At 56.9% G+C, this 25,240-nt stretch carries 26 protein-coding genes; 8 read left to right on the top strand and 18 right to left on the bottom strand.

The window, feature by feature from the left end:
• Positions 1–30: 30 nt before the first annotated feature.
• The gene (locus tag C7459_RS03035) at positions 31–2,211 is read right to left on the bottom strand and encodes a cell division protein FtsA (protein ID WP_109686198.1); all 2,181 of its coding nucleotides are present in this window, start codon (positions 2,209–2,211) and stop codon (positions 31–33) included.
• Between the two features lie 12 nt (positions 2,212–2,223).
• A complete protein-coding gene (gene ilvA / locus C7459_RS03030) occupies positions 2,224–3,429 on the bottom strand; it encodes a threonine ammonia-lyase (RefSeq protein WP_109686196.1) in 1,206 nt (401 codons plus the stop codon).
• A 160-nt stretch (positions 3,430–3,589) separates the two neighbouring features.
• Here ilvA and hisC point away from each other — a divergent pair, with 160 nt between their 5' ends.
• Both hisC and C7459_RS03020 read left to right on the top strand, forming a co-directional pair.
• Positions 3,590–4,711 (top strand): histidinol-phosphate transaminase, encoded by a 1,122-nt coding sequence (gene hisC, locus C7459_RS03025; RefSeq protein ID WP_109686194.1) that lies wholly within the window; start codon positions 3,590–3,592, stop codon positions 4,709–4,711.
• Between the two features lie 48 nt (positions 4,712–4,759).
• A complete protein-coding gene (locus tag C7459_RS03020; protein ID WP_109686192.1) occupies positions 4,760–5,851 on the top strand; it encodes a bifunctional 3-deoxy-7-phosphoheptulonate synthase/chorismate mutase in 1,092 nt (363 codons plus the stop codon).
• Positions 5,852–5,912: 61 nt separating this feature from the next.
• On the opposite strand, the gene C7459_RS03015 is transcribed toward C7459_RS03020, so the two are convergent.
• Complete coding sequence (locus C7459_RS03015; protein ID WP_109686190.1) at positions 5,913–6,560, bottom strand: YcnI family protein; 648 nt, start codon at positions 6,558–6,560, stop codon at positions 5,913–5,915.
• Positions 6,557–8,149, bottom strand: coding sequence for a copper resistance CopC/CopD family protein (locus tag C7459_RS03010; protein ID WP_170119229.1), 1,593 nt, complete (start codon positions 8,147–8,149; stop codon positions 6,557–6,559). The genes C7459_RS03015 and C7459_RS03010 overlap by 4 nt, the downstream gene beginning before the upstream one ends.
• Positions 8,150–8,265: 116 nt before the next feature.
• Between C7459_RS03010 and C7459_RS03005 the strand changes: the two genes are divergently transcribed.
• A complete protein-coding gene (locus C7459_RS03005; protein ID WP_109686186.1) occupies positions 8,266–8,919 on the top strand; it encodes a HoxN/HupN/NixA family nickel/cobalt transporter in 654 nt (217 codons plus the stop codon).
• A 38-nt stretch (positions 8,920–8,957) separates the two neighbouring features.
• Here C7459_RS03005 and C7459_RS03000 read toward each other — a convergent pair whose 3' ends face one another.
• The 8 genes from C7459_RS03000 to C7459_RS02965 all read right to left on the bottom strand — a co-directional run bounded on the left by C7459_RS03000 (position 8,958) and on the right by C7459_RS02965 (position 14,861).
• The gene (locus tag C7459_RS03000) at positions 8,958–9,608 is read right to left on the bottom strand and encodes a response regulator (RefSeq protein WP_109686184.1); all 651 of its coding nucleotides are present in this window, start codon (positions 9,606–9,608) and stop codon (positions 8,958–8,960) included.
• Positions 9,605–10,426 carry a sensor histidine kinase gene (locus C7459_RS02995; protein ID WP_109686182.1) on the bottom strand — a complete coding sequence of 274 codons (822 nt, stop codon included), beginning with the start codon at positions 10,424–10,426 and terminating at the stop codon, positions 9,605–9,607. Before C7459_RS02995 ends, C7459_RS03000 begins: the two co-directional genes overlap by 4 nt.
• A gap of 83 nt (positions 10,427–10,509) precedes the next feature.
• Positions 10,510–11,583, bottom strand: a complete 1,074-nt coding sequence (locus tag C7459_RS02990) for an HD-GYP domain-containing protein (protein ID WP_170119228.1) — start codon at positions 11,581–11,583, stop codon at positions 10,510–10,512.
• Positions 11,584–11,701: 118 nt separating this feature from the next.
• Entirely contained in the window at positions 11,702–12,187 is a 486-nt protein-coding gene (locus C7459_RS02985) for a DUF1269 domain-containing protein (protein ID WP_109686179.1), read from the bottom strand.
• A gap of 12 nt (positions 12,188–12,199) precedes the next feature.
• Entirely contained in the window at positions 12,200–12,718 is a 519-nt protein-coding gene (locus tag C7459_RS02980) for a c-type cytochrome (RefSeq protein ID WP_109686177.1), read from the bottom strand.
• 27 nt (positions 12,719–12,745) lie between these two features.
• Positions 12,746–12,886: a cbb3-type cytochrome oxidase assembly protein CcoS gene (ccoS, locus tag C7459_RS02975; protein ID WP_109686175.1), complete on the bottom strand. Its 141-nt coding sequence runs from the start codon at positions 12,884–12,886 to the stop codon at positions 12,746–12,748.
• Between the two features lie 12 nt (positions 12,887–12,898).
• On the bottom strand, positions 12,899–13,402 hold the full coding sequence (locus C7459_RS02970; RefSeq protein ID WP_109686173.1) for a cbb3-type cytochrome c oxidase subunit II: 504 nt from the start codon (positions 13,400–13,402) through the stop codon (positions 12,899–12,901).
• 34 nt (positions 13,403–13,436) lie between these two features.
• A complete protein-coding gene (locus C7459_RS02965; RefSeq protein WP_109686171.1) occupies positions 13,437–14,861 on the bottom strand; it encodes a cbb3-type cytochrome c oxidase subunit I in 1,425 nt (474 codons plus the stop codon).
• Between the two features lie 135 nt (positions 14,862–14,996).
• On the opposite strand from C7459_RS02965, the gene C7459_RS02960 reads away from it, so the two are divergent.
• Positions 14,997–15,842, top strand: coding sequence for a L,D-transpeptidase family protein (locus tag C7459_RS02960; RefSeq protein WP_109686169.1), 846 nt, complete (start codon positions 14,997–14,999; stop codon positions 15,840–15,842).
• Positions 15,843–15,875: 33 nt separating this feature from the next.
• Here C7459_RS02960 and C7459_RS02955 read toward each other — a convergent pair whose 3' ends face one another.
• The 4 genes from C7459_RS02955 to C7459_RS02940 form a co-directional block, all read right to left on the bottom strand.
• On the bottom strand, positions 15,876–17,168 hold the full coding sequence (locus C7459_RS02955) for an HD-GYP domain-containing protein (RefSeq protein ID WP_109686167.1): 1,293 nt from the start codon (positions 17,166–17,168) through the stop codon (positions 15,876–15,878).
• A gap of 89 nt (positions 17,169–17,257) precedes the next feature.
• Positions 17,258–18,415, bottom strand: a complete 1,158-nt coding sequence (locus tag C7459_RS02950; protein ID WP_109686165.1) for an acetoin utilization protein AcuC — start codon at positions 18,413–18,415, stop codon at positions 17,258–17,260.
• 5 nt (positions 18,416–18,420) lie between these two features.
• Positions 18,421–19,038 carry a CBS and ACT domain-containing protein gene (locus tag C7459_RS02945; protein WP_109686164.1) on the bottom strand — a complete coding sequence of 206 codons (618 nt, stop codon included), beginning with the start codon at positions 19,036–19,038 and terminating at the stop codon, positions 18,421–18,423.
• A gap of 24 nt (positions 19,039–19,062) precedes the next feature.
• Positions 19,063–19,695, bottom strand: a complete 633-nt coding sequence (locus tag C7459_RS02940; protein WP_109686162.1) for an N-acetyltransferase — start codon at positions 19,693–19,695, stop codon at positions 19,063–19,065.
• Between the two features lie 125 nt (positions 19,696–19,820).
• On the opposite strand from C7459_RS02940, the gene acsA reads away from it, so the two are divergent.
• Positions 19,821–21,545, top strand: a complete 1,725-nt coding sequence (gene acsA, locus C7459_RS02935) for an acetate--CoA ligase (protein WP_425450709.1) — start codon at positions 19,821–19,823, stop codon at positions 21,543–21,545.
• 165 nt (positions 21,546–21,710) lie between these two features.
• Positions 21,711–22,379: a PspA/IM30 family protein gene (locus C7459_RS02930; RefSeq protein ID WP_109686159.1), complete on the top strand. Its 669-nt coding sequence runs from the start codon at positions 21,711–21,713 to the stop codon at positions 22,377–22,379.
• Between the two features lie 180 nt (positions 22,380–22,559).
• On the opposite strand, the gene C7459_RS23095 is transcribed toward C7459_RS02930, so the two are convergent.
• A complete protein-coding gene (locus tag C7459_RS23095) occupies positions 22,560–22,886 on the bottom strand; it encodes a hypothetical protein (RefSeq protein WP_170119227.1) in 327 nt (108 codons plus the stop codon).
• Positions 22,887–22,999: 113 nt separating this feature from the next.
• The gene (locus C7459_RS02920; protein WP_109686155.1) at positions 23,000–23,251 is read right to left on the bottom strand and encodes a hypothetical protein; all 252 of its coding nucleotides are present in this window, start codon (positions 23,249–23,251) and stop codon (positions 23,000–23,002) included.
• A gap of 90 nt (positions 23,252–23,341) precedes the next feature.
• Here C7459_RS02920 and C7459_RS02915 point away from each other — a divergent pair, with 90 nt between their 5' ends.
• Both C7459_RS02915 and C7459_RS02910 read left to right on the top strand, forming a co-directional pair.
• On the top strand, positions 23,342–24,805 hold the full coding sequence (locus tag C7459_RS02915) for a spore germination protein (protein ID WP_109686153.1): 1,464 nt from the start codon (positions 23,342–23,344) through the stop codon (positions 24,803–24,805).
• Between the two features lie 95 nt (positions 24,806–24,900).
• Complete coding sequence (locus tag C7459_RS02910) at positions 24,901–25,212, top strand: thioredoxin family protein (protein WP_109686151.1); 312 nt, start codon at positions 24,901–24,903, stop codon at positions 25,210–25,212.
• Positions 25,213–25,240 lie beyond the last annotated feature (28 nt).

Here is a 25,240-nt window from a genome sequence, read left to right as displayed (position 1 = left end):
CGAACCGCTGTGGCGGTCGGGTCTTTTTTGTTACACCCACTCCATCGTGACCACCGCGCCGTGGTGCAGCGGGGTCATGAAGGTGGCGGGTTGGGCGTTGACGGTCAGGACGAGGTCCGTAGCGTGTGCAGGGCGTTCCTTTTCAATTGCAATGTAGCGGAAGAGGTCGCTCAGCACAGGTTGCCAGTTCTCCGACTTGTGCCGCAGGTCTGGTGACGAGGTGAAGTGCAGGTGGTCACCGTGCAAGACGAGGTCGTCGAGTTCGGCGCGTTCGCCGTTGCGGTAGACTGGCGGGCGCGGGCCTTCGAGCCGGATCGGTTGGTTGTTGCAGCTCACGCCGATCGCTTGCGCCGGAAGCAAGGACTCATCGTAGAAGTAGCGCACTTGGTAGACCGGTGGTGGGAGTTCGTCATACTCGACGGTGTCGCCGTCAGCGATCGGAGTGTCGAGCGTCGCGGGTTCACCGTTGTGGAACAGCACGTACTTCTCATACGGCATCTGCACGGTATGACCGTCGACGGTGACGGTAAACACGGGTGGTTTCGCCACCTGTTCGCCTATTTCCGGAGGCAGTCCAAGAAGCGGCAGGACGTCGCGCATAGTCTGCGGCAAGGTCGTGACGATCTGTGCCCGGTCGAGCAGGGGTGTCTCAAGGGCAACTCCTTGCCCGTTCATGGTGATCAGCGGAGGCAATGAATAGCGCCGCTCGCCGAAGTAGAGCACCAGCGGCGGGAGCGGGTCGATCACATCGACGATCGTGCCTGACGCGTCCAGACCGGACGAGCCGCCGATCACTTCGAGTTCATCGCCATGTTGGACGATGGTATCGAGTTGGGTCGGTTGGCCGTTCAAGAGCAATTGCGCAGGCGTGCCGTGCGTGCCGCGCAAGACTTTCATCCGTCCGTTGACTTCGAGCGTGAGCGCCAGCCCCGGTCGACCATGCAGTTTGCGAATGTCGACATCAGCGGCGAGCAAACAGTCGCCGACGGTGATCTGGCGGAACTCGAACAGGCGGTGTTGCTGGCCGTTGATGCGCACAGCGACGGAGGAGACCGGTGTCTGGATCGCCGCCAGGGCGATGCCGACTGGCGTGACCGCCTGTGGACCTTGTAACGTCGAATGCTGGGTGGCGAGCTGTTGGATCGCTTCGGTGCCACGGATGACAACGCGCTCCTTGGGCAGACCCAGTTCAGCGGCGAGCAGGGCTGGGAGCATCGGCGTCTGGGAACCGCCTCCGATCAACATCACTGCTTGCGGGCCGCGCTGGTTCAAGTTCTTGATCTCGTGGGCGATCATCTGGGACAGTTTGCTGACTTCCTCAAACAACGATTCCGTGATCTCGCGCGCGGGCAGTTCGTAGGGGATGCCTAGCACATCGGAGAACGCAACGGTTTCGTCGGTGAGCAGTTTGCGCTTGACCTCCTCGGCGACCGGGAAGTCGAGCAGATACTTCTGACTGAGCGCTTCGGTGACTTCGTCGCCTGCGACGGGCACCATGCCGTAAGCGGTGACAGTACCCTCGGCGGTCAGTGCGATGTCGGACGTGCCTGCCCCGATATCGACCAGCGCGAGATTGAGCTTGCGCATCGTCGGAGGGATCAGGGCATTGATCGCGGCAATCGGCTCCAGCGTCAACGCCGCCATCTCCAACCCAGCGCGCTCCAAGGCGATCTGCAGTGAGTCGATGACGACGCGCGGCAGGAAGGTCGCGATGATCTCCACGGATGCTTGCAGGCCCCATTGATCGATCAGCGAGCCCATCTGCGAGTCGTCGAGCAAGTAGTGGATGACGGTATAGCCGACACAGTGGTAGCGCGCAGCATCGGGCGTGATCTCTTGGAGCTGCTTTTCCGCTTGTTGGACGGCGGTCAGTTCCAGCGCCATCACGTCCTCGCGGGTCAGGCGCTGGTTGTTGAGCAACTCGCGGTCGACGCGGGTGCGCACCGTCTTCAAGGCGCGACCGGCGGCGGCCACCGCGACTTTTTTCAACGGACCGACTTGGATCTCGAGTTGTTCCTTGACGCGGCGGATGATCTGGGCGACCTCGACCACGTCATGAATTTGCCCATCGAGCATTGCTCGGGTGGTGTGTTCCTGCACTTCCGTTGCGATCACTTGCAGTTTGCCATCTGTATGGTGCTCTGCCACGAGGCCGACGACGGAGCGCGTGCCGATGTCGAGGGCGAAAATCAGGTCTTGCGGTTGACTCAAAGGGACTCACTCCTATCTCGTCACAACAGAGAAGCCTGCGTCCTGCAGGCGACCCAAGATGCGCTCTTGGTGTGCGTGATCACGAGTCTCAATATCGACTTCGATCTCCGCTTGTCCGAGCATGACGCGCGAGCCCATGCGATGATGTTGGATTCCGATGATGTTGGCGCGCTCGTCGCCGAAGATTTTCAAGATGTCTTGCAACACGCCCGGTTTGTCCGGGACGGTGGTGTTGATGCGCAAGTAGCGACCCGACTCGACCAGGCCGCGCTCGATGATCCGCGAGAGGAAATTGACATCGACGTTCCCGCCGGAGAGCAGGACACAGATTTTTTTGCCCTTCACAGGCAGTTTGTCGTAGATGACAGCAGCGAGGCCGGTCGCCCCTGCGCCTTCGACGACCATCTTGTTGCGCTCAAGTGCCATCAGCATCGCGCGGGCGATCTCTTCCTCCTCGACGGTGATGATGTGGTCGACGAAGTCGCGCGTCACTTGGAACGTCAGGTCGCCCGGTGTGCGGACGCAGATCCCATCGGCGATCGTGACCGCTTGTTCGAGGGTGACGATCTGCTTGTTGTCCAGCGATTCCTTCATGCAGGCAGCACCGCTCGCTTCTACGCCGACGATCATGATGTCTGGCTTCATTAACTTCGCCGCCATCGCCACACCGGCGACCAGTCCACCGCCGCCGATCGGCGTGACGATCACATCGCAGTCTGGCAGTTGTTCGAGAATCTCCAGTGCGATCGTGCCTTGCCCCGCCATGACGGCACGGTCGTTGAAGGCGTGGACAAAGGTCATGCCGCGCTCGCGTTGAATCTCAAGTGCTTTGGCGTAGGCTTCGTCATAGTTTTTGCCATAGAGGATGACTTGTGCGCCGTAGTCGGAGGTCGCCTCGACTTTGGTCAGCGGTGCGGACTCTGGCATCACGATGATGCAGGGAATCCCAGCGTGTGCAGCCCCGAAGGCCACGCCTTGGGCGTGATTGCCTGCAGACGCGGCGATCACCCCGCGCTTTTTCTCCTCATCAGAGAGCGATGCGATCTTGTGGAAGGCTCCTCGGATTTTGAAGGAGCCGGTTTTTTGCAAGTTTTCAAGTTTTAGATAGATTTCATTATGAGAAAGCGAGCTGAACGTTTTCGAGTAGTCCAGCGGTGTGCAGTGTATGACTTGTTGGAGATTATGTCGGGCGGCGAGGAAATCTTGTATGGTTAGCAAAAAGCAAACACCCTTTCATGTACTACGGTTGTCAGTCATATTAAACTATGTTACTATCATAATTAATTGTTGCCTTTCTTTATCGCTGTAAAGTAGGATAGTGTAAGGCATATATTTGTATTCTACCATGACTACTTGGTGTTCGGGAGGAGTTGTCCGTATGTCCCAAGAAATTTTGAACAACGTGCGCAAGAACCTACAGGCGATCACCCCGTATAGTCCCGGCAAGCCGATCGCGGATGTACAGCGTGAATTCGGATTGGATGAGGTGATCAAGCTCGCGTCCAACGAAAACCCGGTCGGTCCGTCGAAAAAATCGCAGGAGGCAATCCTCGCGGCACTCGGGCTCCTGCATCGCTATCCGGACGGTGGCGCAGTAGATCTGAAAGCGGCGATTTCCTCTAAATATGACATTCCTGCGGGACAGATTCTCGTCGGCAACGGCTCAGATGATTGCATCAAGCTGATCTCGGAGACGTTTCTAAATCCGGGTGATGAAGTGGTAGTGCCGAGCCCGTCGTTCTCCCAGTATTGGTTTGGCACACAGTTGATGGCAGGTACTCCTGTACAGGTCAAACTGACCGAAAGCTTCGAAACGGACTTTGATGCGATGCTCGCAGCGGTCACTGACAAGACCAAGCTGTTGTACCTTTGCTCCCCGAACAACCCGACGGGGACGTATATTCGCAAGGACGACCTGCGTAAATTCCTCGATCAAGTGCCGGAGCATGTCCTGGTCATCCTCGATGAAGCGTATGCCGAATACGTGGATGCCGACGATTATGCACAAGGCATTGAGTTTTTAAAGGAAGGGTATAATGTGCTTGTCATGCGTACATTCTCGAAAATGTACGCGCTGGCAGCGTTGCGCGTTGGCTACACGTTCGGCCGTCCGGAGATCCTCAACGAGATCAACCGCGTGCGCGAACCGTTCAACGTGAACATGTTGGCGCAAGTGGCTGCTGCGGCTGCACTGTTCGATGACGAACATGTGCAAACTTCCCGCGAGCTGAACCGTGCCGGGTACGAGCAACTGTCCAAAGGACTGGCTGCGCTCGGGTACACTGTGGTACCGACACAGGCGAATTTTTTGATTTTCGACACGGGCTTGAATGACAAGGACGTGTTCCAACGTTTGTTGGAGCTAGGGGTCGTCACCCGCAGCGGCACGGCGCTCGGAATTCCGGGCTATCTGCGCGTGTCGATCGGGCAAGCAAGTGAGAATGAGAAGTTTCTGAAATCGTTCGAATTGGTGGTTTCCCAACTTCGACAAAAGGTGTAGACTCTAGAGATAACGTTTTTTGTTTTATTGAGGAGAGGAGAGTTGAGCATGAGCAAAGAGAGATTTGAAGAGCTGCGCCGCCAACTGGATGCGGTGAACCTGGAGATCCTAGAGGTACTGAATCGCCGGGCAGAATTGGTGCAAGAGATCGGGCAAATGAAATCCGGAAAAGGTACCGAGCGTTTCGATCCGATCCGCGAGAAGGAAATGCTTGATCTCGTCGTGGATGCGAACGAAGGGCCGTTCCCGAGCGATACGATTAGACATTTGTTCAAACAGATCTTCCAAGCCTCGCTGGGTCTGCAGGAAGAGGAGAAGAAATCGCTTCTCATCTCCCGCAAGAACCAAGCGACCGATACGGTGGTGCAAGTGGGCAAACTGCTGATCGGTGGCGGCAACGCGCCGGCGCTGATCGGGGGTCCGTGTTCGGTGGAGACGGTCAACCAGATGAATGCGGTCGCCTCGCACTTGTCAGGTGAAGGTATCCATCTGTTGCGCGGCGGTGCTTACAAACCGCGCACCTCGCCGTATGACTTCCAAGGTCTGGGCGTCGAGGGTCTGAGGATCCTCAGCGAGACCGCGAAACGACACGGCATGACCTGCGTCTCGGAGATCGTGCGTCCCGACGACGTGGCGATGGCTTGTGAGTACCTCGACGTGATTCAGATCGGGGCGCGCAACATGCAGAACTTTGAACTCTTGAAGGAAGCGGGCTCTGTGAAGAAACCGATCCTCTTGAAGCGCGGCCTGTCCGCAACGATCGAGGAGTTGTTGTACGCGGCAGAGTACATCGCGGCGCGCGGCAACAACCAGATCATCCTCTGTGAACGCGGCATCCGCACCTATGAGAAAGCAACGCGCAACACGCTCGACATCTCGGCAGTGCCGATCCTCAAGCAGGAATCCCATCTGCCGGTCGTCGTCGACGTTTCGCATTCGACTGGGCGCAAGGACATCATGTTCCCGATCGCGAAGGCAGCGCTGGCTGTCGGCGCGGATGGTTTGATCATCGAGACCCACAACGAGCCGGCCGTGGCTCTGTCCGATGCCAAGCAACAACTCGACCTCCATCAATTCAGCACGTTGCTCAACCAATTGCGGGAGAGCGGCTACCTGAAGGACACCGTCAAAGCGAAGTAATTCACGATGGCGTAGCAAAAAGCCCTCCTATCTCGGACGCGAGATAGGAGGGCTTTTTTCGTTAGGCGCGTTTGCGGAATAAATTGACGAGCGAGAGCAGGAGCGCGGCACCGGAGAGGATCAGCGGAAGCGTGTTGCTGCTCGTGGTGGTGCTGGCGTTCTCCGTGGTTTTGTCGGCTGCCGGTGCGGCGGCTTTTTGCTCATCTGCTTTTTTGTCGTCGCTGTGGTCATCATGCCCTGCGGTGGTGCCTGCATGGATCGTCGTCACGGAAGCCGGCGTTTTGGAGCCTTCCTCGCCCGTCCATTCCACAACGCTGTTGTCGGTATACGTTTGGAACGCCTTCCACACTAGTTTGCCGCTGCCCGCTTCCTTGGGGTTGGCACCGACGAAGTTGAACTCCATGAATTCGCCTGCTTTAATTCCACCCGCCGTCGCCGTCCACGTGATCGCTTTGTTGGTGCCGTCGGCGTTTTTCTCATAGGCATAGTCCCAACCGGTCATCGGTTCGACGGTGGAAACTTTCACGCCTGCCGGGAACTCGACGCGGACTTTCGTGGTGTTGACGTCCTTCTCAACCGGGACGCGGACGGTGTATTTTTCATACGCGCCAGTCGTGGTTTCCTTGGGCCAGACGGTGACGTGTGCAGAGGCGGTGGTCGTCCATGTCAGGGCAGCGGTGAGCAGCAGTGCGGTCGTGAGTTTTTTCATCGGGAAATTCCTCCTAGTGGGATGCGGATTGTGTCTGTCCACACGACTTGTTGGTCGGTGGGATACGTAGCGGTGATCGTATACTTCCAATTGCCTGACATCGTGAAGGGGATGTCGAAGTTGTAGTGAGTGGCGTCGATTTGAACAGGCTTGAGATCGAGCGACCCCATCTCCATGTCCATCATTTTCAATTCGGCTTTCACAGCCTGCGGTGCTTCTGGCAGGGTGATCGTCATCGTCTGCTTGCCCAGCACGAGCTGTGGGATGCGCACGTCGACTTGCCGTTGTTCAGCTTGCAGGGTTTGGCTGTAGGGTTTGATCGGAGCGGGGTACGGCATCTGGCTGAGGAAGATCGCGACTTGTATCACCAAGATCCCGACCAGCCACTCGACGCGCAACAGTTCGAAGGACAGCTTGCCTGCGTCCTGCTTCCAGCGCATCGTCTGGTAAAAAGCGAGCAGGATCATCACCAGCATCAGCGCGATTTTCAGCCACAGCAAGTTGCCCCACATGCCACCGCGGAACAGCAGCACGGAGAACCAATCGGTCTGCACTTCGGTCATCGCGATCCCCGTGATCGTCGTCAACAGCACAGCTGCGACCATCAATCGGACGAAGAACGGGCGGAACTTGGTGCGATCGATCCGCTCGCCGTGAACGTGTTCATGGTGCATCGTCAACGCGAGGTAGCTCAGACCGCCCAGCCACAGGGCGATGACGAGCAGGTGCAACACGCGCAAGGACAGGGCCAACCATTCCGGATCGACACCGCGCGCATGACCGCCAAATGCGAGGTTGCTGACGAGCAACGCCCAGATCAGCGGGTACCAGATCTCTTGCATCCCGCGCAGAGCCAGCAGGAGCAGCAAGCCCAGTTGCACGATCAGCATCGTCGCGAACGAGCTTTCCAGCAGCACGTTCCAGTGGCCGTTCAGCAGGGCTGATGTGATTCCACCGCCAGGCAACCCAGCCGAGTAGACCATCCATTGGGCTGCGGTGAGCAGGAGCAGTACGCTCCAGATGAGGGTGCGGTGCTTGCGAGACAGCAGGACTTCCACGCGCGGAAGTTGGAAGCGACGGGCGGCGTGCGCCAGACCGTAGAGGCCTGCACCCAGCAGGAGGAAGCCCTCGACCACATAGCGCAGGACGATCAGGCCAATTTCAGTGCTGTGTTGAAACAGCTTCGAGGAAGTTGCCGGAGCGATGCGTCCTTCTGAAGCGGTGCCGATGGAAAACGAGTACGACCCGTTGACCGGGTGCCCATCCTCGGAGATCACGCTCCAAGCCACCGTATAGGTCCCGTCGTCGAGTTGTGGCAACGGGGCGATCATCTCATTGGGTTTGCCAGGTGCGAGATGGGGGTTGTCAATCGCTCGTTCAGCCCCCGTCCAGTCGTACAATTTCAGCCCGATCAGGTCCGGTTCCAACGGTTCGCTGAATTCGAGAGCGACCGATTCGGGTGTGGTGGTCAGCAGGCTGCCATTGCTCGGTGTGGTCTTGGTCAAGTTGGCGTGGGCATAGGCTGAGGAAGTGCCAAACGAGAAGAGGAACAGGACAAAGACCAGCAGGTGGATGCAAATTTTTCTCAAGGGTGTCTGTCTCCCTCCTTGTAACCCCATGTATCAAAACCTACCTCATCATACCGCTTCCTGCTAGGCGTACAAAATGGCTCACAGGGGCTATCTTTTAAGGAGGTGTACATCGAGTGCATCTAGATGTGATGTCGATTTTGGCGATTGGATTCCTGATGGGGATTCGACATGCGATCGAACCAGATCATGTGATCGCCGTCTCGACGATTGCGAGTGCGAGCAAGAGTTTGTGGCGATCCTCGCTGGCCGGTGTGTTCTGGGGGATTGGGCACACGGCGACGTTATTCGTCGTCGGATTGGTGTTGATCGTGTTCCAAGCACACGTGCCAGAGCGTTGGTCGCTGTCGCTGGAGTTTCTGGTCGGGATCATGTTGGTCGTGCTCGGGGCCAATTCGTTGCGCGCATCTAAGGCTCAGTATGAAGATGGAAGTCAAGTCGCTATACATCCGGCCACCTCCTATCGACGCAGCACGTTGGTTGGCTTCGTGCATGGACTAGCAGGTTCGGCGGCGCTGGCGGTGCTGACGATGACGACGGTGAGCAACGTGTGGGGGGCGATGGCGTATATTTTCGTGTTTGGCGCGGGGACGGTGCTGGGGATGTTGATCTTCACGACTGCACTCGGCGTTCCGTTCGTCTGGAGCCGTCGGGTCCCGCGCTTGCCCGAGCGCTTGGGCATCTGCACAGGTCTGGTCAGCACCGTGTTCGGTATGTATTATATGTACAATTTGGGCGTTACTGAAGGGCTTTTCCAGATGTGGATGTAAAAAACACGCGCGCCGTTGACGGCTGCACGTGTTTTTTTCTACTCGGCTTTCAGTCCGTGACGCACGGCGTAGGCCGCGAGTTGGACGCGGTTTTGCAGGTGGAGTTTTTCGAGGACGTTTTTCATATGGTTTTTGACGGTGTTCTCGGCGATCACCAACCGCTCGGCGATCTGTTTGTTGGTCGCCCCCTCCGCAACTTGCCCGAGAATCTCTCGTTCGCGCGGTGTCAACACGTCGGGACTGACTTCATCGGGGTGATCTACACCACGTTGGAAGCGGTGGAGCATCCGTCCCGCCATCTCGCGTGGAATCTCGGCATCCTCATCGAGCAACGCGTGCAAGTAGGTCAGCCAGTCATCCGGCTCTAAGTTCTTCAAGAGATAGCCTTGCGCTCCAAACTGGATCGCGGTGAACAGGTCGGCGACGTTGTCAGATACACTGAGGATCACCAGCTTGACATGCGGGTGGTTTTTCTTGATCTGGCGTGTGGCTTCCAGCCCGTTGAGGTGCGGCATATTGATGTCCATCAGCACGAGGTCCGGTTGCAATTCGTCACATAGTTGAACCGCCTGCCGTCCGTCGCATGCTTGCGCGACAATTTGAAACGCTTCGTCACCTTCCAAGAGGCTGCGAATCGCCTCGCGCGCTAGAGGATGATCGTCAGCAATCAGCACATGATACGTGTTCATCGGATGGTTCCTCCCGGTCGCGCAGTCAGCGTCAGTTCGGTGCCGCCGCCACTGCTCTGTCGTATTGTAAAGTCCGCGTGTAATTTCTCGGCCCGCTCTGCCATCATCCGCAGACCGTATTTTTGCAAATCGGCGCGTTGCAGAATCGCTTCCTCAATCCCGCGCCCATTGTCCTCGATCACCAACTGCCAACTGCGATCTGCCTGCCATGCGAATCTGACTTGGGCGGTCGTTGCCTGCGCATGCTTGCGGATGTTATTGAATGCTTCCTGCACGATCCCGAAAATTTGTACTTCCTGTGCCGTATCAAAAAGCTGCTCCGGCGGCTTTTGAAACTCGTGCTGGACTTCGATGCCGGTCAACGCGCTCCACTGTCCAAGCCATTTCTCCAAGCGGCAGGTCAGCGTGTCACCCTCTTCCGGCAGATCGCGCAGGTTGAAGATCGCTTGGCGCACATGGTTGTCGATCGCGGCGACCGCACTTCGCGCCTCCTCGACCTTGCCTTGCTTGAGTTTCACATTGAGAAAAAACAACGTCTGCGCAATCCCATCATGCAACTCGCGCGCCATCCGTTCACGCTCTTCATAGACCGCGCGCCGCGCTTGCTCCTCAACAAGTCGGTTGTTGATGCGCCGGATCGTCCGAAAAACCCATGTCGCGTAGAAAAAGGACAGCACCAACACGAGGAAGGTGATCAACACATTGCCTTGCTCCATCGACAAGAACGGGAGCAGGTATTGGTGGCGAAGATATTCCATGTATCCGACCAACAAGGCCGGCGTCAATACGGAGAACCAACGCAGTTGTGTATAGGTCATCGATCCAGCCTCCCAACTTTTCTCCAGTATACAAAAAAAGACGAGCCTGTACAGCGGCTCGTCTTTTCAACTGGGTGAACTCGTCACACGCTAGCTTGTGCGTGAGGCTGGTGTTCGCGCTCCTCCTCTTCGTAGATGGCGAGGATGCGTTCATAGCAACGCACGAAACTGTCGACGACCACCGCATCGTAGAAGTCTCCCGTCAGCGAGAGGATCTCGTCGTAGGCGGTTTGCGGTGGGAAAGCATGGCGGTACGAGCGGGTGGTGGTCATCGCGTCGAACGTGTCGGCGACTGCGAGGATGCGGGCATAGACGGGGATGTCATTCCCAGCACGGCCTTCTGGGTAGCCTGTTCCGTTCAGGCGTTCATGATGGTAGAGCACCCCGTCGAGAATCGGACCTTCGATGCCAAAGTGGCGCAACAGATTCGCACCGTCGACCGGATGACGCTTGATGATCGTATACTCTTCGTCTGTTAAACGACCTGGCTTGAGCAGCACAGCGTCAGGTGTGGAGATTTTCCCGATATCATGAAGGTCGCCGGCGACGCGCAACAATTCGAGGTCGACGCCAGGCAGGTGTTTGCCGATCTCGACGGCATAGCGCGATACCCGGCGAGAGTGGCCTTGTGTATAGGAATCGCGTGCTTCAATCGCTCTGGAAAACACTTCGACTCGCTCTTGAAACTTCGCGACTTCGGACGCATTGCGCACTATGAACTGCGAGACGAAGCTCAGCAGGGCGGTGTAGGACAGGAAAAGGCAGTAAAAGACGACATGCTGTTGGACAGGCTTGTCCCACGAGCAAACCAAATATCCGATGGAGGTGAGCAACTGACCCCAGAAAAAGTAACGGCGGTTGGGAAACAACAGCGTGTAAATGGGGAGGAAAAAGAGCACGGCAGCACAGAGGGGAAAATCGTGTACAACGTAGTAAAGACCGAGGTTCAGCAGCAATTGGTTCCAAAACATCACGTGCAGGGCCACGCGAGGATATCGCTTGGGCAACCAGAGCATCAACAGCATCGAAATCAACAACGCGCCTTCGATGAGTAGAAAATAGGGAAAATTCCGATACACAACCTCGTAAAGGCCGATCATGGCAATCGCGAGGGTGAGCATGAGGCACCAAATATTGAATATTTTGGCGGAACTCATTAAGTGCCCTCCTGTCGACATTAATATGTATGAGTAGAGTATTCAACAAAATTTATGATTCCCCTGCTTTTGATCGCAAAAAAACCCCTCGAAGGTCAGGGGTTTTTTCACACTCGTTCTATCGGGTGAGCACGGAGTCTGCACCGTAATCATGGAACAACTGCATCACGACCCGTTCGTTTTGCTCCTCGACTTCCGCGCTGAGCAACAGCTTGCCTTGCTCGATGGCGTCATGGAAATTCTTCGCGTTCGGCGGTGAGATGCCGAGGTCGATCAAGGCACCGAGTGCACCTCCGCTCCAAGAGCCATAGGCAGCCCCTGCCAGCGGGCCTAAAGTGATCAGCAGGTTGCCAGCGGTCGGGTACAGCGCAGACGCCATCGCCGCACCGATGCCGAGCACGCCACCGATCGCGGCTCCGATCAGCGTGCCATCGACGATGTTGTCTGTCTCGTATTGCTGGGTGGCGTAGTCGGGCAGTTGATCCGACTTGGTGACCAACGAGATGCGGTCTTGTGGAACGTAGGGGCCGAGTGCTGAGACCAGCGCACGTGCCGCCTCTGTCGTGTCGAACAAGCCAAAGACGTGCCGGGATTGAAGCGGCATGTTGCCCACCTCCTATTTTTTCAGCGACGTGAGATAGAGTTTCAAGGATTGGATCTGGCTTTCGTTCAGGTTCAGGCTGGGTGGAGCGGGCATGCCTTTGTCGGGGCGACCCTTGTGCAGGACATCGTCCAGACCTTGATCGCCAAGACGCTCGTGGACACCCAACAGACCGGGTCCGATCTTGCGTTCGGCCGTCACGTTGTGACAACCTGCACAGGAGGCGGAAAATACATCCGCTCCCGCCTCGGCGGTCGGTGCAGCGGTGGGCGAGGCTTCGTGACGGTCGTTGATCGGACTGGCGGCCAGCGCGTAGTACAGGCCCCAGAACGCCAGCGCGGCGTAGACAAATTTTAGGAATTTCGGGACTTTGCCATGTCCGACTTGGATATCGGAACTGTCCGTGTAGACCCCCTTGTCTCGGTGCTCCTCGATTTCTTCCTCGACCATGAACTGCTGGGAGAGGTCGGTCGGTGCCGGAGTTACTGGCGGCTGGGGGTGGTTCGGATCTTTCGGATCGCGAGGGTCCGCCATGCGCGGCTCCTCCTTTCTGCCGTGGCGTTATTCGTCTTGGAGCATGCGGTACTTGATGCCTTCGGTGTCATCAAACTGTCCGGTCTTCCATGACCACCAGATCACCAGTGCGCTTGCGCCGGTCATGCACAGACAGACGATGACGAGCATCCATGCGGCTGCGTTCATTGCGGGTTCCTCCTATTTTTTCGCCGGTGCTGGTTTGAGCGAGAGCAGGTAGGCGACGAGGTCGTTGCGATCTTGTTCGGAGAGGTAATCGTACTTGGGCATGATCGACGCCGGACCGGCAATTTTTTGCGGATTCAACAGATGTTGGTGTTGCCAGTCCGCGCTGTAGCGTGAACCGACCCATGTCAGGTCGGGACCGGTGCGCTGCGTCATCATGACGATCGGTTTGTCATAGTAGTAGTCACCGGCCACGGAGACAGGGCCGAGCTTGGAGTCGGCGAGCACGGGACGCACTTGTTGCGAGTGGCACCAGATGCAGCCTTCGCGTATGTAGACGTGGCGGCCTCGCGCTTCTGCTGAGTCGGTCGGGTAGTTTTTTAACTTGGCTGTGGCGGTCGGCGTGACCACCGACTCGTCAAAGTACGGGAGGATGACCGTGCCCAAGACTCCCATGAGCACCAACAGACCTGCGCCGATCAGCAGGATGGTTGGGTTTTTCTCCGCTTCGTTCGCCATGTGGCTTCACCTCTTTTGTTCAAAAATGGTTCGATCAGCGGGAGACGAGAATCGGATCGTCCGCCGTGACGACTTGTCCGGCCTTGGCGGAGCGATAGATGTTCCAGGCAAAGGCGATCTGGCCGAGGAACATCAGCGAACCTCCGACCGCACGCGAGATCAAGAAGATGTGCAGGGATTCCATCACTTGCAGGAACCCGGAGCCGAGCTGCTTGCCGTCCATCCATTCAAAGCCTTGGATGATTCCGGCCGTCCACATTGCGAAGCCGAAAATCAGGAAGCCGAGCACCGACAGCCAGTAGTGCAAGTTCATCAGCGTCTGCGAATAGATGTGGCGATAGGTGATGCGCGGCAGGATGTAGTAGATCGCGGAGAACGCGACCATCGAGAACCCGCCGAACAGCGGCATATGGGCATGTCCGACCGTCCAGTACGTGAAGTGCAGGATCGCATGCGGGCCCATCAACGCTTGAAATGGGCCTTGGATGCAGGCCAGTCCGTAAAACAACGCCCCGGTGATCAGGAATTTCAGTCCGATCTGCTGCGAGACTTTGAACCACACGCCCTTCATCGTCCCGATCACGTTGGCGAGCACCGACCAGACCGGGATCAGCAGCAACAGCGACGGGATGATGCCCGCCTTCATCAACCAGAGCGGGATTGGGCCGTTGACCAGATGATGCGGGCCGTTCCATGAGTAGAAAGCGATGATCATCCAGAAGCCGATCAAGGAGAGTTTGTGGCTGTAGATCGGACGTTGCACCATCTTGGGCAACAGGTAGTAGATCGTGCCGACGCCGACGACGGTGAACCAGAGGCCGACGATGTTGTGCAGATAGAAGTAGTAGTACCCCATCTGTGTCGAGCCCGACCCGATCCATTCGACCGGGATGTTCCCGACGATGTACACGATCGCGAGGTTTAGCAAGGAGCCGAGCCAATACCACATCGACACGTACAAGACGCGCTCTTTGCGGTAGCGCGTCGTCTGGAACAAGTTCCAAAATGTCAGGACGACGCAGATGACGACACCGATGTCGAACAGCAATGGCAATTCCGCATACTCCACACCGGTTTGATACCCGGCGAGCAAGGAGACCGCTCCACCGATGTAATTCACGTTCCACAGGATGGCTGTGATCAGGCCGAGTTTTTCACTCCACAGACCGGTTTTGCACAGAGCGGGCACCCCGTAGAACAACACGCCAAAATTCACAGTGGTCAGCCAGCCGACCAACGCGGTGTTGGTGTGGGTGGGACGTAGGCGGCCGTAGGTGAAGTACTCCTGCAAAAAGCGGTTGCCAGTCAGAAACTCCGGATTGACCGATTTTAAGGAGACGATCAACCCGAGAATCATCGAAGCCAGTAGGTAGAAGATGGAGAAGTAGAAAAAAATCTTGACCGTCGTTGATCCCTTGGGGATGTGGGTGGGGACGCCTTTGACGGCACGTTGAGACATGGCGGAATCTCCTTTCACTTGCAAGTCTGCCGAGAACTGGTGCTGTTTATATATGTTCCCTGCGCATGTGGATGGTATTCAGGACATAGTGTGGTAGGGATGGTGCACAATCGGCATCGTGAGGAGGAAACGGAGATGATCTACGCGTCGCGTTTTCTGCGGTTGGTCAGCCCGTATCTGCGCGGCCCAGACGTAGTGTCGTTGCAAGAACGGCTGGTGGAACTCGGACTGACCGTGGAGCAGCCGGACGGCGTGTTCGGCCCGCAGACGGCGGAAGCGGTGCGCCGCTTCCAAGAGAGGCAAGGACTGCAACAGGACGGCGTGGTCGGCCCGGAAACGTGGTCTGCACTGGGCGCGGCCGAAGCGGTGAGCGTTCAGATCACCGCCAACGGCGAGTATCGTTTGCAAGTGGACACCGAGCGCTGTGTCCTCTATGTATACAAGTCTGCACACCTCGTCAAAACGTTCAGCGTTGGCGTCGGCACCGCGCTCAATCCAACGCCGCTCGGAGATTGGAAGATCACGCAAAAAGCGCTCCACCCAGGCGGCCCGTTCGGAACGCGCTGGATGCGGCTGAATATTCCGTTCGGCGGTTATGGCATCCACGGCACGGACAATCCGTACTCGATTGGCAAAGCGGTCTCACACGGTTGCATCCGCCTGCAGAACAAGGATGTCGAAGAACTCTACGATCTGGTTCCGCTCGGGACGCTGGTCAAGATCACGGGCAAAGTGACGACCGCAAGGATCTTGCGCCTCGGTGTGACGTATGGAACCGACGTGATCGACGTACAGCGCATCCTGCAATCGCTCGGGTACTACAAAGGCGATCTCGACGGGCTCTACGGCACGGTGACGACGGCGGCTGTGCGCTCGTTTCAAGCGGACAAAGACCTCGTCGTCGATGGGATCGTCGGACCGCGCACGATTGAAGCGTTGATGTCGAACATCGATGAAGCGCTAGGCGGACGAAACCCGTGAACGCAAAAAAAGCACCTGCACGCCAGGAGGCGGTCAGGTGCTTTTGGCTCGCGAGGCCGAAACTTCGCGCAATGTATCCACATCGGGTTCGAGTTGCTGGTGTTCGAGGACGCGCAGGAACGCGTCGACGGCTGGTGTCCAGAATTGCGTGCCTTTGCCCTCATCCAAGATGCGGGCGGCTTGATCCTTCGACATCGCGTTGCGGTAGGCGCGGTTGCTGGTCATCGCGTCATAGGCATCGGCGACGGCTGTGATCTTGGCAAACAGCGGAATCTGTTCCTCGATCAGCCCGAACGGATAGCCCCGACCATCAGGGCGCTCGTGGTGGGACAGGACGATCTCCAGCATCCGCTCACGCTCCGAATCGTTCAGCAATTGCGAAGCTGTGTAGACACCGCGCAGCAATTCTTCGCCGATCACCGGATGTTGCTTCATGATGTCATACTCGTCAACTGTTAATCGATCTGGCTTGTTCAGCACATGGTCAGGGATGCCGATTTTGCCGATGTCGTGCAACAGTCCGCCGAGGTGGATCACTTTCAACTCCGCTGTAGACATGCCGAGTTCCTCAGCGATGTACACCGCGTATTGGGCAACGCGTTCGCTGTGCCCAGCGGTATACGGGTCGCGTTTCTCCAGACTAGAGGCGAAGGCGAGCAACACTTGCTGGTTGGCGTGTGCGATCTGTGTGTTCAATGCCTTCAGTTCCTCTACTTGCACCTCAACTTTGCGGTCTTGCTTGATCCCGACTGTACGCCAGTAGTAGAGACCGACGATCGAGGCGATCGTGACGATGTCGGCAGTGAAGCGCCAGAGCGGTCTGACTTCCACGACCGAGGTGTAGGAGGTCGCGATCACATAAAGCGTCAGGTAGATCGAATCCATCAGCGCGTACTTCAACAATACGCGCTTCCAATTGCCAACGCGCAGCGAGATCTGGAACAGGAGGCTGGAGACGAGCACGGTCGTCAACTGTGTGAGGAAGACGGTGATCGACATCGTCAGGAACAGCGTCAACGGTTGGTGTGTCGGCATCAACCGCTCGAACGTACCGAGCACGAGATAGACGGCAAGCGCCTGTGCTGCGATCAGGATCAAGTTCAACGGACGGTACTTCATTTTTTGGCGCAGGCGCATGAAGGAATAGATGGCGATGTAGCACAGGGTGGTGAAGGCCAGCATCACCCAACCCCCGACCCACATCGAAGCGACGAACAACAGCGCGTGCCCGTCCTCGCGGAATCGGCTCTTGCCGACCGGGATCACATAAAATTGTCGATAAGCAAATACGGACAAAATGGCGAATGTGAAAAAGGATAAATACATGGAGCCTCCCCCCAAGGAGTCCGAATCAGATGTCTAGGGGAAGTATTCGCCGGAATTGTTATAATTCCTTCACTTGACTACATTCTAGCTCAAAAAAGGAACGGGGTGCCTTTTAATGCGCGGCGGACGGTGATCTCGTTTTTCTCTGTGATCTCAGTGCGGCGCGGGATCGGGGTAAACAGATCAGCCGGATCGAGGAACGTCGTCGGCAAGTCGACGGGCGCTTGTGCTTGCCAGCGTGCCAACCAGTTCGAGGGTACGTCAGCAGGCAATGGCGAGTCGACGATCTCCGCCCAGAGCATCGTCCACGCACGGGGAACCACCCGCCAGATGTCGTATCCGCCGCCGCCGATGCCGACCCAGCGTCCTTCGCACAGCTCATGCGCCAGTTGGTGTGTCAATTTCGGCATGTCGCGGTAGATGCGCGTCGTCGCGGCGAGATGGGTCAACGGGTCAAAGCGGTGCGCATCGCAACCATTTTGGTGTACGATCAGGTCCGGTTGGAAGGCTGTGAGCACAGGAACCAGCACATTTCGCACCGCCTGCATCCAAGAATCGTCCTCGGTGAAGGCTTCAAGCGGTACGTTTAGCGAGTAGCCATATCCGCGCCCTTCGCCGCGTTCGGTGAGTTCGCCGGTGCCAGGGTAGAGGTACTTGCCCGTCTCATGAATCGAGATCGTCAACACGTCTGGATCTTCGTAGAACAACCACTGTACACCATCGCCGTGGTGGGCATCGGTATCGATGTAGACGACGCGGGCGTTGTACTTCTCCCGGACATGGGCAATCGCCACGGCGATGTCGTTGTACACGCAGAAGCCGGATGCTTTGGAGCGGTGGGCGTGGTGCAGGCCGCCTGCCAAGTTCAGCGCGTGCTGTACTTGACCGGACATCACCAACTCTGCCGCCAACTTCGTACCGCCGCAGATCATCGCAGACGCGTCATGCATGCCAGGGAAAATCGGCGTGTCCTCCGTGCCGAGCCCCCACGCCGCGAAGTGATCAGGATCGGCGCCTTCCAAGGAAGCGCGGCGCACCGCTTCGAGGTAGCGGGCGTCATGCACGCGCAACAGGTCTTCCTCCGTCGCGGGGACAGGCTGCACGAGGTGGCTTGCGTCGAGCAGTCCTAACTCCTTGATCAAATCGACGGTCATGAGGAGGCGCTGCGGGTTAAACGGATGTTCCTCGGTAAATTTGTAGCGCGTGAAGTCTTCGGAGAAGACAAAGGCGCTTTTTCCAGTAGACATCCCCGTTACACCTCGCCCTCGTCGAGGGCGGACGGATGTTGCACGACGCGGTAGCCGGCGTTCTGGATGTCTTGAATGAAGCGACGCGGGTCCATCGTGCCGATGCGGAACACGATCGTCTTGCAGCCCTCGGTTGTGCTGGGAAAGACCATGACGGTCGAGGCGTTGATGCGGCGAGCGCGCAACAGGTCGGCGATCTCAGCGAGCATGCCGGGCTTGTCAGGCAGTTCGACTTCGACGCGCGATGTCGGCGCATGCACACCCATCATCTCGACCAAGTTGTGCAGGATGTCGCGTTCAGAGACGATGCCGACCAGTTGGCCTTTGGAGATGACGGGCAGGCATCCGACGCGGTTTTTGTAAATCGTCGAGGCGGTGTCCTCGACGAAGTCGAGCGGATGGCAGGTGATCACATCCTGCTTCATCCATTGTTCGACAGGCGTGTCTGGCGAGTGGGCAGCGTCGCGCAGGTCGCGGTCCGAGATCAGGCCGACCAGCTTGCCGGCTGTGACCACCGGGAGATGGCGAATTCGATGCTTTTTGGTGATTTCATAGGCGTCTCGCACAGTGGCGCCGGTTGCGACAGTCAGCACGTCACGGGTCATGATCGTTTCTACTAACATGAGCAGGTCCTCCCAATTCACAGGTTAGAACAGATGGCGTCCGGTGAAGCGAATCTCGTGGAAGCGTTCGATGGAAGCTTGATCGACGCGGGTGCCGATGCGGGCCATCAGCATGTTGGCTGGGTGTGAGCAGATCTCTGGATCATCGGTGGCAAAGGCTTCCATGCCGACGGAACCCATGATTTTTTTCATGACTTCCTTGTAGTCCCACACGGAGATGCCGGTGGCGTCCAAGTCCCAGTGCCAGTAATATTCGGTCGAGATGACGATGTAGTCATTCATGTTGTCGTCTTGAAAGGATACGTCGAGCAGTCCCTTGGCGACGCCGCCAGCGCGGTAGGGGGCGGCGACCTCGATCGCGCCGAGTTCCAGCAGGTTGGCAAGTCGAGCTTCTGACCAGCGTTCCATCGGATCGGGGTAGAGATAGGTCACATAGCCGACGACCTGATCTCCGAAGCGAGCGAGGACGATTCGTCCCTCGGGAAGCGCGGCGATGTCGACCAGCGCTTCTTGTTGGCGCCCGGCGGGGCGGAAGGCTTTGAGGCCTTCGTGGAAGGAGAGGGCAGCCAGTCGTTCAGCTGGCACCGGACCTTCGAGCACCAAGTCGCCAGCCTGGGTCTTGAGGGTTTTTGATGCGTAGGTTTTGGGATGGTTCATTTGAGGGGTCACCTCCATCGTTCGATGGTTTTATTATACAGGAAAACAAGAGTGAAACCTGTTGTTTGCGCTTTCATTATGTTACAATATTCTGCAAGTTAGTCGAAAAGGGGGAAGTCTTGTCTATGACGGAAATGTCGAAAGAGCGGGTCGACGTATTGACCGCTGACCACAACCTGAAGGACTACGCACAAGCCTATGAAACGTTCAACTGGGCCGATGTGGAAAAGGAGTTTTCGTGGGCGACCACCGGTAACGTCAACGTGGCCTATGAGGCGATTGACCGTCACGTCGACAACGGACGCGGCGAACACGTGGCGCTCTACTACAGCGATGCCACCCGCGATGAGCAGTATACATTTGCAGAGTTCAAAGCTCTGTCCAATAAATTCGGTAACGTTTTGAAAAAACACGGCGTGAAAAAAGGGGACCGCGTGTTCATCTTCATGCCGAGATCTCCGGAATTGTACGCGGCGCTGTTGGGCGCGGTCAAGATCGGCGCCATCGTCGGACCGCTTTTCGAAGCCTTTATGGAAGGTGCGGTGCGCGACCGCCTCGAGGATGCTGCTGCGATCGCCATCGTCACCACGCCCAAGCTCAAGGAGCGCGTACCGGTCGCTGAACTTCCGGCGTTGCAACACGTGTTCCTCGTCGGGGCAACAGGGGAACTGGCGGACAGGGAAATTTCCTATGAGACGGAGATGCAGGAAGCGTCTGCAGATCTTGACATCGAGTGGGTCGACCGTGAGGACGGGCTCGTCCTGCACTACACTTCTGGCTCGACGGGCAAGCCCAAGGGCGTGCTGCATGTACACAATGCGATGATCCAGCATTACCAAACCGGCAAGTGGATTCTCGACTTGCGCCCGGATGATGTCTTTTGGTGCACAGCAGATCCAGGTTGGGTGACGGGCACCGCATACGGCATCTGGGGCCCGTGGCTGCAGGGTGTCTCCTCTGTCGTGCGCGGCGGTCGCTTCACGCCAGACGACTGGTATGCGACACTGGAGCGCTTCAAAGTAACCGTCTGGTACTCCGCACCGACCGCGTTCCGCATGTTGATGGGCGCAGGCGACGAACTCGTGAACAAGTACGACCTGAGCTCGGTTCGCCACATCCTCTCCGTCGGAGAACCGCTGAACGCCGAAGTCGTGCGTTGGGGCATGAAAGTGTACGGCAAGCGCATCCATGACAACTGGTGGATGACCGAGACGGGTGGGCAGATGATCTCCAACTATCCTTCGATGCCGATCAAGCCAGGTTCGATGGGCAAGCCGTTCCCAGGCATCCATGCTGCGATCGTCGACCACGAAGGCAACGAACTGCCGCCGAATACGATGGGCAACCTCGCGATCCGCGCACCGTGGCCGTCGATGATGCGCCGCATCTGGAACAACCCAGCGAAGTACGAGGAGTACTTTGGCTTGAAACCGTGGTACATATCGGGTGACTCGGCGTATATGGATGAGGACGGCTACTTCTGGTTCCAAGGTCGCATCGACGATGTGATCAATACGTCGGGTGAGCGAGTGGGGCCGTTCGAAGTCGAGTCGAAGCTGGTCGAGCATCCGGCGGTCGCTGAAGCTGGTGTTATCGGCAAACCAGACGCACTGCGCGGGGAAGTGATCAAGGCGTTCATCTCCTTGCGCGAAGGCTACGAGCCATCCGACGAACTGATCGCTGAAATTCGCGAGTTCGTGAAAACGGGCCTCGCTGCACACGCAGCCCCTCGCGAGATCGAGTTCCGCGACAAACTGCCCAAGACTCGCTCTGGCAAGATCATGCGCCGCGTGCTCAAAGCCTGGGAGCTGAACCTGCCGACGGGCGATCTGTCGACGATGGAAGACTAGATCGTCGCGAAAAAGCATCTCTCCGCACGTGCGGAGAGATGCTTTTTTTCTCTGAGGCGGGTGGGTAAGAAAAAAGTTTTTCGGAATCCTGAAACCTAATGGGGGTTCCGTCGTATTACCTAGCATAACCAAATGACATGTACACTTTAGGAGGTTGTTTATAAAATGGCACTTTTCAAGCGATTGCGTGACCTGACGATGTCGAACATCAATGCACTGCTGGACAAAGCAGAAGATCCGGTGAAAATGCTGGAACAATACTTGCGCGATATGGAAGAAGACATCCAAGACGCAGAAGTCGCGGTCGCCAAACAGATCGCGGTCGAGATGAAACTGAAGCAACAGCACGAAGAAGCGCAAGAACTGGTCGAGAAGCGTGAGCAACAAGCGCTGATGGCGCTGGAGCAAGGCAACGAAGACCTCGCGCGCCGCGCACTGGTGGACAAAAAGGCGGTAGCTGAGAAAGCATCCGACTACAAGCAACAATACACCAACGCCAAAGCAACTGCGGATGATCTGCGTTCCCGTCTGTCTGAGATGAAGGACCAGTTCATGGAGATGAAAAACAAAAAAGACACGCTCAAAGCTCGCCACGAAGCGGCGAAGGCACAAAAGCAAATCAACGAAGTCATGTCTGGATTCGGTACCGACAACGCAGCCAAAGGCTTCTCCCGCATGGAGGAGAAAGTGTTGCAAGCAGAGGCGGAAGCAGAGGCGTCCAAGCAATTGTTCGGCTCCAGCCGTTCGCTCGACGAGGAGTTCAAAGAACTCAAGAAAAACTCCGTTGACGTCGATGATGAACTCGCAGCGCTGAAAGCGAAATTGGGGAAATAAGCAGCAACGAATGTAGGTGAAAAGGCTCGCTCCTGTAAAGGGGCGGGTCTTTTTTGCTTGCGGGAAGATAATTTTGTTAAAGCTATTGTTTACAATCGAAATCGGGTGCTAGAGTAGAGATAACACGTTTGCTCCGACACGCGAGCCCTTTAATTGGCGCACCACGGCTTCTCTTGGGAGTCACCACTTTATCGCGAAGGCAGGTGCCCACCACTCATGCAACACGCGTACAATCCCGATGCTCCGATGAACCAATTTCAGTTCTTCCAACTGCAATCCATGCTCCAAAACCTCCATCAAACGGTCGTCGCCAACCACCAACAGACCCAGCTCCAATTCGACCGCGTCGACCAACGATTCGAGGACTTGGAACAAAAAATGGACCAGCGCTTTGAAATGGTTGACCAGCGCTTCGAGGAATTCGAACAACGGGTCGACCAACGTTTCGAGGAATTCGAACAAAGGGTCGACCAGCGTTTCGAGGACTTTGAGCAGAGAATCGGCCAACGCTTTGATGTCTTAGAAACCAGTGTCGATGCTCTCGTGCTCATCATCGTTCCCGCATGATCTGCGCAAAAAAACACCCTGTGCACACGACTCGCGTGCAACAGGGTGTTTTTTTACAGATCGGGCAGTTCGGCGCTGGGGGGATGGGCGAGGGAATCGGTGAATTCCGGATTCTCATCGAAGAAACGGTGGTTGGTCTGCTGCCCCGGTTGCCACGGGGTGGACTTCCCGAGTTTTTGATCCAAGAATACAGTCGCTCCGTATGGTCCATCCGGAAACTCTTCCGGCACCAGCGTGTTTTGCATGGACTGCACATACTCCAACTCTCGATCCACGAACTCCTTGCGCTTCGGCGTATCTGCCATTCCATCCACCTCCCCTTCTTAAGGAAGTATGAACCCCCTCCCCTCAACTCATACTGAGAAACAATGCCTGCACAGAGAAGGGATGATCACATGCCAGCCACCCAACCGCGCAAGATCTCCACCACCCTGCGCGACAACATGGACACCCTCAACCGCGAACTTGGCGTCGGCAAGAGCTTCGACATGATCTGCCGCGAACTCCACTACGCTGGACGTGATTTCGCGCTCTATTTCATCGACGGATTTGCCAAAGATGACATCATGAACCGCATCATGGAACACCTTGCCAACCTCCAACCACAAGACCTCAGCACCCAACAGATCAAACAACTGGTCCAAACCCAAATCGGCTACCTCGAAGTCGAAACGGTCGACAACCTCGAAGATCTCAAAACCAATGTCCTCTCCGGTCAACTGGTCTTTCTCATCGATGGGCAAGACAACGGCATCCTCATCGACGCCCGCACCTATCCGGCGCGCGGGCCGGAAGAACCAGATCTTGAACGCGTCGTCCGTGGCGCCCGCGACGGATTCACGGAGACGATGTGCTTCAACATCGCGCTCACCCGCCGCCGCATCCGTGATGATGGGCTGCGCATGGAGTATGTCCGCGCCGGCGCTCGCTCCAAAACGGACATCTGCGTCTCCTACATCGAAGACATTGCCAACCCTGACCTCGTCGAATTGATCAAAAACAAAATCAGCGAGATCGAGATCGACGGCCTCCCAATGGCGGAAAAAACGGTAGAGGAGCTGGTGTTTGGCCGCAATTGGAATCCGTACCCGCTCGTTCGCTACACCGAACGACCCGATGTTGCGGCCGTACACTTGCTAGAAGGCCATGTGTTGATCTATGTGGACACTTCGCCGAGCGTCATGATTACGCCGACGACATTTTTTCACCATCTCCAGCACGCCGAGGAATTCCGTCAGAAACCGATCATCGGGGTTTTTGTTCGCTGGTTGCGGTTTGTCGCGATCTTGATGTCGATTTTTCTGTCCCCATTGTGGCTGGGACTCGTTTCAAGCCCGAGCATCGTGCCCGGTGCGTGGCACTTTTTGCTCCCAGACAAAGTTCTCACGATCTCAGTGTTCTGGCAATTGCTCGCCGCCGAATTTGGGTTGTCGCTCCTGCGCATGGCTGCTGTGCACACGCCGAATCCGCTGGGGGCCGCCCTGGGTCTCGTCGCCGCGCTGATGATCGGGCAAGTGGCGATCGACGTCGGCTTTTTCACCAACGAAGCGGTGCTGGTCACCTCGATTGCGGCGATCAGCACATTTGCTACCCCTAGCTACGAGTTGGGACTCGCCAATCAGATAGTGCGCATCGGGATGCTCGCCCTCACCGGACTGTTCGGGATCTGGGGCTTCCTCGCCAGCGTCTTGCTCTGGTTGGTGTTGATGGTCCGCACCAAAGCGCTCGACACGCCGTATTTTTGGCCGTTGATTCCGTTAAACCGTGCGGCGCTGTTTCATGTTTTGTTGCGCCCGCCTGCTGGTTGGAAAGCCTCGCGACCGAAAATCCTGCACCCTAGTGACGACACCCCCAATTGAGAAAAAAAGCCCTGCCGTACGCATGCGGCAGGACTTTTTTGACTAGGAGTCGAAGTCGACGAAATGCGCACAGACCGAACGAGAGGACTGAGTGGATGAAGCAAGCGACCGAACAAAACTTTGCAACGCTGATTGAACACGGCGTGGTGCTCGCCGATTTTCACGCCTCGTGGTGCCCCCCGTGCAGCAACCAATTGGAAGTGCTCACACAGATCGAGCAAGAAACAGCCGACTTCCTCACCCTCATCCGCGTGGACATCGACCATTGCGGGCAACTGGTGCACAAGTACGGTTTGTTGAGCGTTCCAACTCTGTTGTTGTTCCAAGAGGGACGGGTCGTAGAGCGCATCGTAGGCGTGCAGAGCAAGAAAGTGCTACTGGAGTTGATCACCCCGTATTTGCTATGATAGGGGATACGATACTAGAAAGCGGGTG

It is taken from the genome of Tumebacillus permanentifrigoris, from assembly GCF_003148565.1.
Lineage (GTDB): Bacteria > Bacillota > Bacilli > Tumebacillales > Tumebacillaceae > Tumebacillus > Tumebacillus permanentifrigoris.
Note: the sequence above shows the minus strand (reverse complement) of the source record. Positions and strands in the feature narration are given on the sequence as shown.